At 60.0% G+C, this 14,026-nt stretch carries 13 protein-coding genes and 2 tRNA genes; 7 read left to right on the top strand and 8 right to left on the bottom strand.

All coding sequences use genetic code 11. From position 1 onward, the window contains the following. Nucleotides 1–295 precede the first annotated feature (295 nt). From CNE_RS43230 to CNE_RS33865, 4 genes are read left to right on the top strand one after another with little or no spacing between them, the layout of a single operon-like run. Nucleotides 296–415 (top strand): hypothetical protein, encoded by a 120-nt coding sequence (locus CNE_RS43230; RefSeq protein ID WP_080569685.1) that lies wholly within the window; start codon nt 296–298, stop codon nt 413–415. Further along, nucleotides 384–2,906, top strand: coding sequence for a DNA ligase D (ligD, locus tag CNE_RS33875; RefSeq protein ID WP_041229060.1), 2,523 nt, complete (start codon nt 384–386; stop codon nt 2,904–2,906). The genes CNE_RS43230 and ligD overlap by 32 nt, the downstream gene beginning before the upstream one ends. Nucleotides 2,907–2,937: 31 nt before the next feature. Beyond that, nucleotides 2,938–3,831, top strand: coding sequence for a non-homologous end joining protein Ku (gene ku, locus CNE_RS33870; RefSeq protein ID WP_013959259.1), 894 nt, complete (start codon nt 2,938–2,940; stop codon nt 3,829–3,831). Next, complete coding sequence (locus tag CNE_RS33865) at nt 3,828–4,643, top strand: tetratricopeptide repeat protein (protein WP_013954363.1); 816 nt, start codon at nt 3,828–3,830, stop codon at nt 4,641–4,643. The genes ku and CNE_RS33865 overlap by 4 nt, the downstream gene beginning before the upstream one ends. A gap of 44 nt (nt 4,644–4,687) precedes the next feature. Here the strand turns inward: CNE_RS33865 and CNE_RS41620 are convergent, their stop codons facing one another. From CNE_RS41620 to CNE_RS33850, 4 genes are all read right to left on the bottom strand, one after another. After that, entirely contained in the window at nt 4,688–4,855 is a 168-nt protein-coding gene (locus CNE_RS41620) for a hypothetical protein (RefSeq protein WP_158310043.1), read from the bottom strand. 377 nt (nt 4,856–5,232) lie between these two features. Beyond that, complete coding sequence (locus CNE_RS33860) at nt 5,233–5,547, bottom strand: H-NS histone family protein (RefSeq protein ID WP_013959258.1); 315 nt, start codon at nt 5,545–5,547, stop codon at nt 5,233–5,235. 436 nt (nt 5,548–5,983) lie between these two features. Beyond that, a tRNA-Ile gene (locus CNE_RS33855) sits at nt 5,984–6,060 on the bottom strand. A gap of 106 nt (nt 6,061–6,166) precedes the next feature. Beyond that, complete coding sequence (locus tag CNE_RS33850) at nt 6,167–6,634, bottom strand: hypothetical protein (protein WP_013959257.1); 468 nt, start codon at nt 6,632–6,634, stop codon at nt 6,167–6,169. 780 nt (nt 6,635–7,414) lie between these two features. Here CNE_RS33850 and rpoD point away from each other — a divergent pair. After that, nucleotides 7,415–9,445 (top strand): RNA polymerase sigma factor RpoD, encoded by a 2,031-nt coding sequence (rpoD, locus tag CNE_RS33845; protein ID WP_085959711.1) that lies wholly within the window; start codon nt 7,415–7,417, stop codon nt 9,443–9,445. Between the two features lie 108 nt (nt 9,446–9,553). Here the strand turns inward: rpoD and CNE_RS33840 are convergent, their stop codons facing one another. Then, on the bottom strand, nt 9,554–9,757 hold the full coding sequence (locus CNE_RS33840) for a cold-shock protein (protein WP_013959255.1): 204 nt from the start codon (nt 9,755–9,757) through the stop codon (nt 9,554–9,556). Between the two features lie 348 nt (nt 9,758–10,105). Between CNE_RS33840 and CNE_RS40060 the strand changes: the two genes are divergently transcribed. Further along, nucleotides 10,106–10,306, top strand: a complete 201-nt coding sequence (locus CNE_RS40060) for a hypothetical protein (RefSeq protein ID WP_080569644.1) — start codon at nt 10,106–10,108, stop codon at nt 10,304–10,306. A 394-nt stretch (nt 10,307–10,700) separates the two neighbouring features. Next, the gene (locus CNE_RS33835) at nt 10,701–11,075 is read left to right on the top strand and encodes a hypothetical protein (protein ID WP_013959253.1); all 375 of its coding nucleotides are present in this window, start codon (nt 10,701–10,703) and stop codon (nt 11,073–11,075) included. A gap of 110 nt (nt 11,076–11,185) precedes the next feature. Here the strand turns inward: CNE_RS33835 and CNE_RS33830 are convergent. The 3 genes from CNE_RS33830 to CNE_RS33820 all read right to left on the bottom strand — a co-directional run bounded on the left by CNE_RS33830 (nt 11,186) and on the right by CNE_RS33820 (nt 13,926). Continuing rightward, nucleotides 11,186–11,262 (bottom strand) — tRNA-Ile (locus tag CNE_RS33830). 646 nt (nt 11,263–11,908) lie between these two features. After that, nucleotides 11,909–12,901 carry a quinone oxidoreductase family protein gene (locus CNE_RS33825; protein WP_013959252.1) on the bottom strand — a complete coding sequence of 331 codons (993 nt, stop codon included), beginning with the start codon at nt 12,899–12,901 and terminating at the stop codon, nt 11,909–11,911. 47 nt (nt 12,902–12,948) lie between these two features. Then, nucleotides 12,949–13,926 carry a Bug family tripartite tricarboxylate transporter substrate binding protein gene (locus CNE_RS33820; protein ID WP_013959251.1) on the bottom strand — a complete coding sequence of 326 codons (978 nt, stop codon included), beginning with the start codon at nt 13,924–13,926 and terminating at the stop codon, nt 12,949–12,951. Nucleotides 13,927–14,026 lie beyond the last annotated feature (100 nt).

Genomic DNA, 14,026 nt, shown 5'->3' with positions numbered 1-14,026 from the left:
GCTGTCACCGTGGCGTTGTGGCCGAATAAGCCATTCTAGTGGCGCCGGCCTGACCCTGGAGGGCCCCCCTTCTTGAAAATGGGTGAGCACGCCGGTTGCACGGCAGGCCTTCCGAGCATACCTGTCAGACGCTGCCTTCTACATCGCATTGAGAGAGCGGCCTAGACTGCAGCAATATGGCAACCCGAGGAGCCGACATGTCAAATGTTCATGTGGTGCCAAGCAGCGACCAACGGAAGGTTGAAGTGGAGGTGGCGCAGAGAACACTCCCACATTCGACAGCGAGGACGCAGCGATTAGCTCCGGGACGACGCTGGCAAAAAGACTGCAGGCCGAGCTGATCGTCCATGGAAGGGAAGTAGCGATCCGGATGCGAAATGCCTATGGCAACGACCCCAGGGACGTCAAAGGCTAGAGCTCGCACTGCAGAGCGATCGCCCAACCTCGACCGCTATCAGAAGAAGCGCAACTTCAGCGTCACTTCAGAGCCGGCGGGAACACGACAGCGGCTCCAAAAGGCCAATCCGTTACGTTTCGTGGTCCAGAAGCATTGGGCACGGCGGCTGCACTATGACTTCCGGCTTGAACTCGATGGTGTTCTGCTCAGTTGGGCAGTGCCCAAGGGCCCTAGCTGCGATCCCAGCGAAAAGCGCATCGCGGTCCATGTGGAGGACCACCCGCTCGACTATGCCAATTTTGAGGGAGAGATCCCGGCCAAACAGTATGGCGCCGGCTCGGTGATCGTCTGGGATCGTGGCACGTGGGAGCCAATCGGCGATCCGCGTGAAGGTATGGCCGCAGGCAAGTTGCTCTTCGACCTGTATGGAGAAAAGCTGGCAGGTCGTTGGGAACTGGTACGCATCGCCAAGCCCGGTGACCAATCAGAACAGTGGATCCTGTTCAAGAAGCGAGATGCCTGGGCGCGACCACTGGCGGAGTTCGACGTGTTGGCAGCTTTGCCGGATAGCGTCATCGCAAAGCCACTGGGTACGCTGACTCAGACGTCACAGGGCTCAACCGAAATGGCTTCCGATTCCGCCATCACGGACGCCCCGCTCGCCCCCTTGCCGGCTAAGCTCGGGCCACAGCTTGCGAACCCGGCACCCGCACTTCCGACTGGTACCGGGTGGGTCATCGAAACCAAGTTCGACGGCTATCGCATCCTGGCCAGGATCTCCGACGCCCGGGTGACGCTCTTTACCCGCAATGGGCATGACTGGACCCGGATGCTGCGTTCGCTGGCCGCGGAGATCGAGAAGCTCGACATCTCGGAAGGCTGGCTGGACGGCGAGATCGTCGTGCTGCGCGATGGCATGCCAGATTTCAATGCCTTGCAGAACGCCATCGACGGGCATCGCAGCGACGCAATCGTCTTCTTCGCCTTCGATCTACCCTTCTGGGAAGGCCGGGATTTGCGCAACGTGCCCCTGGCCCAGCGTCGGGCTAAGCTGGGGGAGCTTGTCGGAGATCGCTCCGAACGCGTGCGCTTTAGCGAGGCCTTCGATGCCCCCCCGGCGCAGATCTTCCAGGCGGCGTGCCAGCTCGGTCTCGAAGGCTTGATGTTCAAGCGGGCGGACGCCTCCTATGTTTCCGCGCGCACGCAGACGTGGCTGAAGGCCAAATGCAAACTGCGTCAGGAGTTTGTGATTGGCGGGTTCTCGGACCGCAGTGGTGCGGCAGCCGAGGTAGGCAAGCTATTGCTTGGTGTGTATGCGCACAGGGAACTCCGTTACGTCGGCGGCGTTGGAACCGGCTGGGACAGCGCGACGGCGACAGAGCTCAGGAGGCGCTTGGCCGCCTTGGAGGTTGACCGAAGTCCCTTTTCGACGGAGGCGCATTCCAGCCGGCGATGGGGTGGAGGTCGAGAAGCCGCTGTTCGTTGGGTAAAACCCACCCTCGTTGCAGAAGTTGAGTTTTCCGATTGGACCCCTGAAGGCCAGGTGCGTCAAGCCTCGTTCAAAGGCCTGCGCGCCGATCATCCAGCTAAGTCGATCCGGCGAGAGGCGATCCAGACTACCGTGACGCCGCACGGTGTGAGCGCCATCAAGGTCACCAATCCGGACCGTGTCATCGACAAATCCACAGGTATCACGAAGGTCGAGTTGGTTCGCTACTACGAGAGCGTGGCGGAGCGGATGCTGCCCCACCTCAAAGATCGGCCGCTATCCTTGGTGCGCGCGCCGGATGGCATTGATGCGCCGACGTTCTTTCAGAAGCACGCGGAAACGGCGATGCCCGGCCTCACCGAGCAACCCCAATCCCTTTGGCCCGGCCATGCCGCATTACTCACTGCTGATTCGGCAGAAGCAATCGTCGCCGCTGCCCAGATGAATGCGGTTGAGTTTCATACGTGGAATTCGACGGCCCGCCACATAGCGTGTCCCGACCGAGTCATTTTCGACCTCGATCCTGGCGAAGGGATTGCATGGGAGACGATGGTCGAAGCCGCCATGCTGGTGCGCACGCTGCTGGATGAACTGGGGCTGCAGTCCTGGTTGAAAACGAGCGGCGGCAAGGGGCTGCACGTCGCCGTGCCACTGGCGCCGCAGCGTTCCTACGATGAAGTGAAGGCGTTTTCGCGGGCCGCCGTCAAGCACTTGGCGGTCACCCTGCCCCAGCGCTTCACCGCCCGCTCTGGGGCGGCCAACCGCAAGGGGCGGATTTTCGTGGATTATCTGCGCAACGGCTTCTCGCAAACCACCGCAGCCGCGTTCTCGGCTCGAGCGCGGCCAGGGCTCGGTGTCTCCATCCCGGTGTCCTGGGAGCAGCTTACCAAGCTGAAAAGTGGCGCTCAGTGGACTATCCGCGACGCCCGGGAATACCTCAGTTTCCAAGTGGCGGATCCCTGGCAGTCTTACTGGGAGGCACGCCAAAGTTTGACCGCCGCCATCGAACGATTAAGCTGAATGCTGGCGCATCTGTACTGTGGAGTATCCAATGCCTGCACGATCCCTCGCCTCTTTGTCTCTGTCGTTCGGCCTGGTGTCCATCCCCGTCAAGCTCTACACCGCCACCGAGACAAGTTCTGCCGTGCGCTTCAACTTACTGAGCAAAGACGGCGCGCGGCTGAAACAACAGTACGTTTCCGAGCAGACCCAAAAGGTTGTCGAGCGTGCAGACATGGTGAAGGGCTACGAGTTTGAGAAAGATCGCTTCGTGACGTTCTCCCCCGATGAACTCAAAGCCTTGGAAGAGAGCGCCAGCCACATGGTCGATATCGTTGCGTTCATTCCCGAGCACAGTGTGGATCCTCTGTATTACGACAAGGCGTACTTCATCGCTCCAGATAAGCGCGGCGGTAAGCCGTACAGCCTTCTACGCGAGGCCATGTCGAAGACCGGTCGCTGTGCCATTGCGAAGTGGGCCTCGAAAGGCAAATCGCATATCGTGCAGATCCGACCGGTCGAGGGCGGCCTGGTGTTCCAGCAACTGTTGTTCGCGGATGAAGTCCGCAACATCGCCGAACTGCATATCGAGGAAGTGGCAGTCTCAGATGCGGAGCTAAAGTTGGCGATGCAGCTTATCGAGCAAGCCTCGGAAGGCCAATACGATCCGGCCCAGTACAAGGACGAGGAGAAAGTCAGGATTCTCGCCGCCATCGACGCGAAGATCGCCGGCAAGCAAATCGTATCGCCCGAACCGGTTGAAGTCACCGCTGGCGGGCAGGTCATCGATCTGATGGATGCACTTCGCGCGAGTCTGTCCAAGAAGGGAGCGCCCGCGGGCAGAGCGAAGGCCGCCGAGCCGTCAACTTCCCGCAGAGCCGGTAAGCGGGGCACAGCGCCTTCTGAGCCGACCCCGATCCGACGCAACACCAAAAAGTCGGCATGAACCACGGCGAAGGGTTGACCACGCGCGATTTGGAGACGCGCCTGGGCGCTTCGCGCCGGCTGATCTCCAGTCTGGTAGCGGCCGGGCTGGTCACTCCTGCACGAGGCCCACGCGGTCAGTACGTCTTCTCTTTCCAGGACGTGGTTCTGATTCGCACCGCCGAATCTCTGCACAGATCGAGCGTTGCGCCCGCACGGATTCTGCGGGCGCTGCGTCGTCTCGAACGGCTCACACCGAACCGGCACCTATCGGCGCTGCGAATCTCCGCAAGCAGCGGAAAAATATCGGCATGGGACCGGCACGGCGCGTGGCTTGTCGAGAGCGGCCAACGTCTGATCGAGTTCGGACCGGATGAAGCCGATGTGCGAGTCGTTGATCTAACGCGAACGCGTGCCAACCAAGCGACCGCCGAGGAAGCCTTTGCGCGAGGCTATGCACTTGAACCTGTCGACGCGGATGCGGCTGAAGCGGCGTACCGACGCGCCTTAGAGATCTCGCCAGGAATGCTGAACGCCTACCTGAACCTTGGGTGCATGTTGGCAGACCAAGAACGCTTCGACGAAGCCATCAGGCTCTATGAAGGGGCATTGTCAGTGCTTCCGAACGCGCCGCAGTTGCATTTCAACCTGGGGGTTGCACGCGAGGATGTCGGCGCCCTGCAGTCAGCTCTGGCGGCATATGAACGATGCATTGAACTTGCGCCTGATGATGCCGATGCCCACTACAACGCAGCGCGTTTGCATCAGGAGTTGGGCCACTTCCAGAATGCGCTGCGGCATTTCAACGCATTCCGGAAGCTCGACCGTCCATAAAGCCACAAGTGGGTGGCCGCTCGATCAAGCGGTCACCAGCCCTCCTAGAGCGGACAATCGAGCGCGGCCAGCCGCGGCATTGGTGCCGCGCCGTCATGAGCGACGGCGATGCCGTTCGGGCGGCATTTCTGGCTGGCCACCCCGTCCAATGGGACGCCTTCCAAAATAACGTTTAGATCACTTAGAGCAAGAGATGCGTAGATCATTTTCACGCTTGAAAGTGATGGCTCCACTTTGCCATTGTGCCGTGGAAGCCTTCTCTCGGGGAAAATGGATGTTAATTTTGGCTTAATTCAGACTTAAGAATTTTTTGCGGCGTCGTATCATGCCTGGGCAGTCCTGCTACCGTCCGCGTCGCCGCCCCCGGTGACGCGGGCTTTTTTTGGGTGAGCGCCCCTTTGTGGACAGGCCGATTGCCTGGCATAGACGACTGGACGATACTGGGCACGGGCAACTCACCAGTTGCCCGATGATTTCTTCATGGACGTTCTGCGGCTCTCAACTACCGGTCCAGACACATTGATGCGCACAGTCTCGTGGAGAGTCGACTGAGTCGTCGTCATTCAAGGGACGACGCGCGTGCAATCGATCATTCCTGCTGGATAAGGAAACGCTCAGGCCGTTTGCCCAGCCACGCCGGCGTCCGGCCACGTCCCGACCAGGTTTTGCCGGTTTTGGGATCCATGTACTTCGGCGGAAGCGGTGCTTTCTCGGTGGCCGCGGACGCTGTACTTGTGGGCCGGCCCCGACGACGACGCGGCGCTATGTCTTCCGGCGACAGGCTATACCGAACCATCAGCTCGCGAATCTGTTCGATGACGCCCGCGACCTCAGTCGAACGCGCTTCTTCGATTTTGGCTTCCAACGCTTGCTTCTGCGCCAACAAATCCTGATACGTTGCCATTTTTGCCTCCGATTGTTCAGTCACAATTGACTTATACGCATTCCAAAGACCATCTGCAAGGTATTCGTCCTCTAAGACTTACGAATGAAGCTGATGGCTGATTGAAATCGCGTGGACTGTTTGTATTAATGTATGGCTTCGCTGTTAGCGTCAAAGCGGACTTCATATAGATGTCGGCTTGAAGTGAGGCTGGGCGACATCCGCACCCGATGACGTCGGCTGCGGATCGCAGAAACGGGTACGCGTTTGCATCAGTTCCCATCACAGCGACGCTTCATATACGTTGAGCGACGGCGGTTGGGCTTCCCACATAGCCCGGGCGAATTGCACCAGTCAGAGGAAGCGCAGTGTCGCTACCAAGACACATCAAGACCTCCGGTCGCGGTCTAGTCCAGGCTAAAGAAGCAAACCTGACGGATGGAAGCCAATGGTTGCGTGGTGGGCCTCCCGTGAGTCGAACACGGCACCAACGGATTATGAGTCCGCTGCTTTAACGAAGCATGAAAAAGGCCCAATTGGAAGGGGAAAGCCGACGCCAAGTTCTTACGCCTCAGCTTTCCACAGCATCTTGTCATCAATCAGCTGGTTGGCGACATCGCGTTACCAGCCGAAGCAACGATCACGCCGACGCTTCAGGCGATGCTACAGCCGGAACCACCTTCTTCGCCGAAGCCCGCTTCTTCGGCGCAGATTTCACTGCGGCCGCCTTCGGAACTGCTTTCGCGGCGACCTTGCCCTTGGTACCGGGGGCGGCCTTTTTCGCCGCCGCTTTCGTTGCGGAAGCTTTGTTGCCCGTCGCCTTCTTGGCGCCTGCAGCCTTCGCCTTCTTCGCCGCGAGCTTGTCCTTTGCGGCTTGCTTTTCAAAGCGGGCCGCGGCCTTTGCGGCTTCCACGGCCTGGGCAATCTCGCGCTTAGCCGCTTCAATTGCCTTCTTCGTGTCAGCGCGCAGCTTCAGCAAGCGCTTCTTCGCTGCCTGTGCCTCACGGGCAAGCACGCTGGCCTTTTTCGTTGGCACGGCCACCTTCTTTGCGGCAGGTTTTCCCTTGGCAGTTGCACTTACCCGCGTCGTTTTAGTTGCTGCGACCATGTTGGTTAATCATAGTTGTGAGTGAAGCGCGGAGTATAACCGCACGAGTGGCGTTACATAATAGAGCTCAGTTTCTTCTTTGAGTTGCATCCAACCGGTGCGATCAGCCGACGGCCGAGATGCCACCCTCTTCCGCACCGCTTTCTCATTGGTATTTGGTACATTCGCCAAAACAACAAAACGCAAGCCGATCTTGGCCTGGTCCTAGCGGGCTACTACCTCGACCATTCTGCTCACTTTAGGTGGTGGCTGTGGCTTCCTGGCCAAAGGTGCCTTTGGCTGGATCCTTGGCTTTCGCTGGATCCTTGGTGCATTGTTCGGTGTCACATTGGCGTGGCAGCGGCTGGTGCGCTGCGTGTTGCGCCTATGATCTTTCCCTACTTCCCACGTTTCGCGGCTCCCGCCCCCAGACGCGGATCTTGCTTGTGATCCGAAGGTGCACGGTGCCGGTCCGGACGATCTCCGGACGTGCCCTTCGCAGAAACAGGTGATGGTATTGCCCGTGAGCACCGGTACGGGACATGCGCCTCGTCGAGCGCGGTGGCAACGAGCTCGAGCATGCTGGTGAACCGCGAGAACAGGAGAATCTTTCGGCCTTCCTCGACGAGTTCGGGCAACATCTCTACCCACCGAATATTGCGTCGCACAACGTCGTCGGGTATGATCTAACGATCCCCATTCTGTGCACACCGAATTCCGCGAGAGGCATCCCGGCCTCGACTGTCCGTGCGTCATTCCACGATTTCGTTCGCACCCCGACAGGCTAATTGACCTGCCGTCATGTCCGCGACGATCGTCGGCCAACCTGTCGAGGAGAATGTATTGGCAAAGCCAGTTCGCGACAATTCAGTGTCCCGCGTGATCGCAGTTACTTCAAAAGCCGGCCGCCGCGCGCCAAAGGAAAAGACCCAGGCCGTCACAATACCGCTGGACATCGCGTCAATGGCGCGCCAGGAGGAGGAGCGTCAACGCCAGATGCGCGCGCTGATCGCGCTTGGCCGTGAGCGCGGCTATCTCACCCACGCGGACATCAACGATCACCTGCCCGACAACTTTACGCAAACTGCTGCGATGGAGACGATCGTCGGCACGTTCAGCGACATGGGGGTGGCCGTGTACGAGCAGGCGCCGGACGCAGAGACGCTCCTGCTAAACGATGCCGCGGCCGCCGCGGCATCCGACGATCAGGCGGACGAGGAAGCGGAAGCTGCACTGTCGACCGTCGATTCCGAATTCGGCCGCACTACTGATCCGGTTCGGATGTACATGCGTGAAATGGGTGCCCGCGAACTGCTGACCCGCGCTGGCGAAATCGAGATCGCAAAACGCATCGAAGACGGCCTGCAGGACATGATTCAGGCGATCGCCACGTGTCCGTCGGTCGTGTCCACGATTCTTGTCGATGCGGACCGCATCGTTGCCGGCGAACTGCGTATCGACGAACTGGTCGCTGGCATCAGCGACGACGTGAACGAAAGCGAAATGACGCTGGAGTCCGAAGAGGTTGAAGTGAAAGCAGAGGCCTCCGACGATGACCCAGACCGTGACGACGTTGAAATGGACGCCGGCGATCCGGAGACAACGAACGCGGCCCGCCTCGAACAACTCACGAGCGACAGTCTTGCGGTTTTCGCGCGCGTGCGTGCACTGTTCGAGCAGTTGCCGGATGTACCCGTTACTGGCAAAACCCGTTCCGCGGCCGTTGCGCAATTGCGCTCGGCGATCCAGCGCGAACTGGCGCCGATCCGCTTTACGGCCAGAACCATCGACCGCCTGTGCGCCAGTGTGCGCGCACAGACTACTGAGGTTCGTGCGATCGAACGCGGCATCCTGGAGATCACCGTCGACCGTTGCGGCATGCCACGCGATGTGTTTGTCGAGTCGTTCCCGGGCTACGAGACCGACCTTACATGGACCTGCCGCATGGCGGCGACTTCGCGGCACTTTGGCACGGCGCTTGAGCGACATCTGCCGGCCATTCAGGCCGGGCAGCAGAAACTCATCGAGATCGAGGCACGGGTCTCGCTGCCACTCCAGCAGCTCAAGCAGATCAACCGCCAGATGGTTGCCGCGGAGTTGAAAATGCGGCAGGCCAAGCGGGAGATGATCGAAGCGAATCTTCGTCTTGTCATTTCAATTGCCAAGAAATACGTCAACCGCGGCATGCAGTTCCTGGATCTGATCCAGGAAGGCAATATCGGCCTGATGAGGGCGGTGGACAAGTTCGAATACCGGCGCGGCTGGAAGTTTTCGACGTACGCCACTTGGTGGGTCCGTCAGGCCGTCACGCGCGCGCTTGCTGATCAGGCGCGCACCATTCGTGTGCCGGTGCATATGATCGAGATGGTCAACAAGCTGAACCGGATTTCGCGCGAATTCCTGCAACAGACGGGACAGGAAGCGCATCCCGCTATCCTCGCGGAGCGCATGGAGATGTCCGAGGAAAAAGTGCGCAGTATCCTCAGGATCGCGAGGCAACCTGTCTCGCTCGAGACCCCTGTGGGCGACGATGCCGACGCGACGCTCGGTGACATGATTGAGGATGTCTCTGCGAGTTCACCAACTGAGGCCGCGATTCACGGGAACATGCGCGCCGCGATCGATGAGGCACTCGACGAGTTGTCGCCGCGTGAGGCCAAGGTCCTGCGGATGCGATTCGGGCTCGATACGACCTCTGACCACACGCTTGAAGAGGTCGGCAAGCAGTTCGACGTGACCCGCGAGCGGATCCGTCAGATTGAAAGCAAGGCGATGCGCAAGCTAATGCATCCCAGTCGCGCTGACAAGTTGAGGCCCTTTCTTGAGCGCTGAGCAAAGGCGAGGAGTACACGCCCCCTTTCGACGCCCTACTTCAGCCCCGCAGCGATCACGCATCGCCCGATCGCTGCCCTGACAGGACGCGTTTGCGGCGCGGAAATCTTACAGCGGTTTGATATTCGCTGCCTGTTTCCCCTTGGGACCTTGCTTGACTTCAAAACTGACCTTCTGGCCTTCCTGAAGTGATTTGAAGCCGTTTCCCTGAACCTCGGAGAAGTGCGCGAACAGGTCATCGCTGCCGTCGTCCGGCGTGATGAACCCAAAACCCTTTGCATCGTTAAACCACTTGACGGTACCTGTTGCCATGTTCTGAATGTTCCAAGGAAGACTAGTTGTAGATGACGCCACCGGCTTGCGCCAAATGTGCGGCTATCTTGTATCACGGTGGGCCGTCGCCGACAATCCCTTGGTCGAGGCTTCACCAGCCTTTAAATGCCCCGGTGCATTGATTGACCCTGCTGCGACGCAACACACGCGTCGCTTGATTCCGTCGACAAAAGAGTTTACGGTAAATACCCGGTGTGCGCTTCCTGCGCGTCCCTCGCACCGATGCATTCACTGCCGTTCTCATCGTCCTCGTGGAATTCGATCCACGGACCAGCTGTCGTAGGTTCCATTTTCCGACCCCGGCAAACGCCGGCAAAGGAGGCCGCCATGCTAAGTCCGCACGAAATCGCCGCGCTACTACTGCTTGGCGATGCGCAAGATATCGATGATCTCGAACCAGATCAATTGGACGGCTTGCTGGCCCACAAACTGGTCACGATGGAGCACGGGCATGATAGCGGCAATGTTTATCCCCGCCTGACGAGTCAAGGACACTCCATGCTCGAAGCCGTGCGAAGCATTCGATAAGACTTCGTTTCGTGCCCTATCGCCGTGTCCCGCCAACGCCGGCCCCATGCACTTCTTGGTCCGTATGCTGCGGCTAACCGTTGTCGACCGGGGATGCGGAAGCGCAACGGCGGTAGCCGGCCCATGTCAGCCATCATCGTCCGTCGTCGAATCCCTGATTCGGCACCGTAAATTACCTACGCTACATTCTTCTGATCGCACAGTACCACCTTCCTTCCCTGATCACGTTCACCGAAACCGCTGATCACGTTCACCGAAATCCGCAAGCGAACGAAGCTGCCCCCTTACAATGTTGCCATGCAATATAGGACCAGGGCCGAAGAAGCGTACGAATAGCCACACGCCCTGTTTGCGGCTGGCAAATACGCGTACGCCCGCGCGCGCGGAGGACAGAATGGCGACAGCTCGAGCTGGAACCAGAGGGGAGGCACTGAAGCTCCTGGAGACAGAGGGAGTAACGGTGGTCGAGTTGGACTACGAGTCAGGTTGGCAGGATGCTGTTGAACTCGGCAGGCTCGGCCAGAAGGTTGGGATACGCGTCGAGTATCGCGGGCACGAAAACATCGCCGTCCGCTCGCCGGCTGCGCTCGTTGCCGGCCTATTGCGACCAAAGACAACGTTCCGGCAGCGGAATCTGTACTGTCAATTTGAGCTCAACAACTTGCCAGCAGATGAGCTAGAGAGCCTGGAGGCAAAGGCGGCGAAGTTGGGGGACTATATTCTCGCGGGGCACTTGATGAGGGAGGTGGATGCACAGTGGGCAGAGTAAGCTGGTGCGGTCTGCCCTCTCGACAATGAACGGTTCGCTGTAGGGAAGCACGGGTACTCGACAGTGTCGTTGTATCCCGCTATCCCTCGCATGCCGAGAACCATTATTATTGGTGGGCCGGGTGGGACTCGAACCCACTATCAGTCGATTATGAGTCGACGGCTTATACCACTTAAGCTTCCGGCCCTTGCGTGGAGCGCGAGATGTTACCCGAAGGCGACCTCTTGCTGCCTTCTTCGTGTCGGCGCGGAGTTTTAGCAAGCACTTCTTCGCTGCCTGAGCTTCGCGTGTGAGCGCGAAGCGCGGAGTATAACCGCAGCGGTGGCACACCTAATAGCGGTCTGGCTCATCATTGTGTGGCGACGTTTATGGCAGCCGGCGTAATCAGCTGACAGCCCGGAATGCTTAGTCCGCACTGGCGCGGCAGCGCGAAACCGGGAGCGAGAAGTCCGAGATGACGGTGCCCCCCGATCTCGGAAGCACGTAAGACGTCGACGCATCGGAGCGTGCCTCCCGATTATTCGCGAGCACAACGTTATCGGACTTTATCGCCGCGCCTCAGTACGCCGACCTCGCGATTGCCCTGCTCTGCTCGCTACGGCGAACCGCTACTGCTCAAGCTGGCGGATTCCCGATGGCGGTAGCCGGCCAGTTTGAGTCATCCGAAGTCGCGGAGTTGGAAGTCCGAGTCGGCCGATCAAGAGACGATCGGCAACCTCAGCTTCGATGACCGCTCACAACCGCTCTCCGGCCCTTCAGCGGGCGGAGGCCAGCCGGCCACAATCGAGACCCGGGGGATTGTCGGCGCCGCAAGCGCCCATCCGGTGCCGCCTCTAAACAGCAATCGATAATACGGACTTGCCGATTTGCTGCCGTTGCTCGATCATCGCATGTGCCTGCTCCACGTCGTCAAAGCCATAGCGGTTCGCGATAGGAATATGGATTTGCTTTGAGGCGAGCGCCGCGAAGATGTCATCCGCGCGTCGCTGTACCGTCTCAGGATCTGACATGTGGTCTGCCAATCGAGGCCGGGTCAGGAACAATGAGCCGCTCTCCCCCAGCTCCATGGGGTCCAGGTCGTCCACCGATCCGGAAACGTTGCCGTAGTTGATCACCAGCCCGCGCTTGCGCGTGGCGCGGAAGCTGTCGCGCAGTGTCGCTTTCCCCACCGAGTCAAATACCACATCAACACCACGGCCCTGCGTGGCCTCGCGTATTGCGTCGGCGAATCGGCCATGGTCGTAGAGCATGGCGTGATCGGCGCCGAGGCGATGTGCCACGGCACACTTTTCCGGCGAGCTGCCCGTCGCAAAAACAGTAACGCCGGCGGCCTTGGCCATCTGTACGAGCAACTGCCCGATGTTGCCGGAGGCGGCGTGCACCAGGCAGGCCTGCCCGGCATGCAGCCTGGCCACCTCGTTGAGCAGATAGTGGGCGGTGCTGCCCTGGAAGAGACTGGCCGCCGCCTGATCGTAGGCGATGTCGTCGGGCAGCCGGACCGCGAGCCCCGCCGGCACCCGGGCGTACTCGGCATAGCTGCCCCATGCGATGCACCATGCCACCCGGTCGCCGGGCGCGAAGCGGCTGACTTCGCTACCTACATGGACCACCTCGCCGGCTCCCTCCATGCCCAAGGTGCATGGGAGCCGCACTGGGTAAGTCGTCGACATCGCATATTTGCCCTGACGCGTATGCACATCCATGAAGTTGATGCCGGCGAAGGCGACTTTTACAACGATGTCGCCGGGACCGGGCTCCGGTGCTGGTACTTCCCGGCGCTGCAAGACTTCGGGGCCGCCATAGCTCTCGATCATGATAGCTTTCATTTCGTTCTCGGAAATTTGGTTGCGTGTAAAGAAAAGCGTCCAGTAAATCAGCTCGGTTCGATTCCGCTGGCGCGGATCAGTTGTTGCCAGCGGCTTCTCTCCGCCTTGACGTAAGCTGCAAATGCCTCTGGCGTCCCCCTGCCTGGCTCATTGCCCTGGGATAACAGGAGGGCTCGAATCTCTCGGTCCTCGAGCGCTTGATTGACGGTCTTGTTGAGAACCTGGACGATGGGCGTCGGCAGGCCAGCGGGGCCGACCAGCCCCTGCCAGTTCTCCACCTGAAATCCGGGGACGCCAGCCTCATTCATGGCTGGGACGCCCGGAAGCAATGGCGAACGCCCCTTGCTGGTAATCGCCAGAGAGCGCACCTTGCCCATACGTGTTGCCGGCAGCGCCGAGTACATCGGCTCAAACAGGAAATCAAGGCGGCCGCCCAGTAGGTCGACCATCGCGCCGGCGCCGCCTTTGTAAGGGATATGTACCAGGCTGCAGCCAGTCATGGACTTCAGCAATTCGCCGGAAAGATGATGCGCGCCGCCCGCTCCGCTGGAACCATAAGTCAAGCCGGTGGGGCTGGCCTTGGCGGACCGTATCAAGTCGGCCACCGTTCTGTACGGCGAATCCGGCCTGACCAGCAGCAGCAGCGGGCCGCGCTCAATCAGCGCGATCATTGTCAGGTCCCTGGCTGGATCGAACGAGAGGTTGGCAAACAGCGAAGGATTGACGCTCAATGGGCCAAGGTTGCCGATGCCAAGCACGTAGCCATCGGGCCTCGCCCGTGCCACGTACTGCGTACCGATGTTTCCCGCGCCGCCGGGCCGGTTTTCCACGACGACCGGTTGCGCCAAGGCAGTGCTCATGAAGCGGCCCACCTGGCGTGCCCGCAAGTCGGCGCTTCCGCCGGCGCTGTAGGCGACGACAAGGGAAATCGGCTTCGCGGGATAGCGTTCGGCGGCGCGCGCCACCGTTAGCGGGGCGGCGCCGAGCAAGGTTAAGGCGATGCGGTTGAAGTCTCTGCGATTCATGGGTTTCCTGCGGTGTGTTCGTAGGTGACCCCATGAGCGCAATGGCCATGCCAGATGCCGAAGCGAACCCAAACTTCCGTGTAACCAACTGATTTGTAAT

The organism is Cupriavidus necator N-1, assembly GCF_000219215.1.
GTDB lineage: Bacteria > Pseudomonadota > Gammaproteobacteria > Burkholderiales > Burkholderiaceae > Cupriavidus > Cupriavidus necator.
The sequence above is the reverse complement of the archived record's forward strand: the minus strand, read 5'-3'. Positions and strand labels throughout refer to the sequence as shown.

What these genes read in the sequence shown, in the direction of transcription:
- CNE_RS33825 (WP_013959252.1), bottom strand. Translation starts at nt 12,901, where the DNA reads ATGAAAGCTATCATGATCGAGAGCTATGGCGGCCCCGAAGTCTTGCAG.
- CNE_RS33840 (WP_013959255.1), bottom strand. Translation starts at nt 9,757, where the DNA reads ATGGCAACAGGTACCGTCAAGTGGTTTAACGATGCAAAGGGTTTTGGG.
- CNE_RS33820 (WP_013959251.1), bottom strand. Translation starts at nt 13,926, where the DNA reads ATGAATCGCAGAGACTTCAACCGCATCGCCTTAACCTTGCTCGGCGCC.
- CNE_RS33865 (WP_013954363.1), top strand. Translation starts at nt 3,828, where the DNA reads ATGAACCACGGCGAAGGGTTGACCACGCGCGATTTGGAGACGCGCCTG.
- ku (WP_013959259.1), top strand. Translation starts at nt 2,938, where the DNA reads ATGCCTGCACGATCCCTCGCCTCTTTGTCTCTGTCGTTCGGCCTGGTG.
- rpoD (WP_085959711.1), top strand. Translation starts at nt 7,415, where the DNA reads ATGTCCGCGACGATCGTCGGCCAACCTGTCGAGGAGAATGTATTGGCA.
- CNE_RS33860 (WP_013959258.1), bottom strand. Translation starts at nt 5,547, where the DNA reads ATGGCAACGTATCAGGATTTGTTGGCGCAGAAGCAAGCGTTGGAAGCC.
- CNE_RS40060 (WP_080569644.1), top strand. Translation starts at nt 10,106, where the DNA reads ATGCTAAGTCCGCACGAAATCGCCGCGCTACTACTGCTTGGCGATGCG.
- CNE_RS33850 (WP_013959257.1), bottom strand. Translation starts at nt 6,634, where the DNA reads ATGGTCGCAGCAACTAAAACGACGCGGGTAAGTGCAACTGCCAAGGGA.
- ligD (WP_041229060.1), top strand. Translation starts at nt 384, where the DNA reads ATGGCAACGACCCCAGGGACGTCAAAGGCTAGAGCTCGCACTGCAGAG.
- CNE_RS33835 (WP_013959253.1), top strand. Translation starts at nt 10,701, where the DNA reads ATGGCGACAGCTCGAGCTGGAACCAGAGGGGAGGCACTGAAGCTCCTG.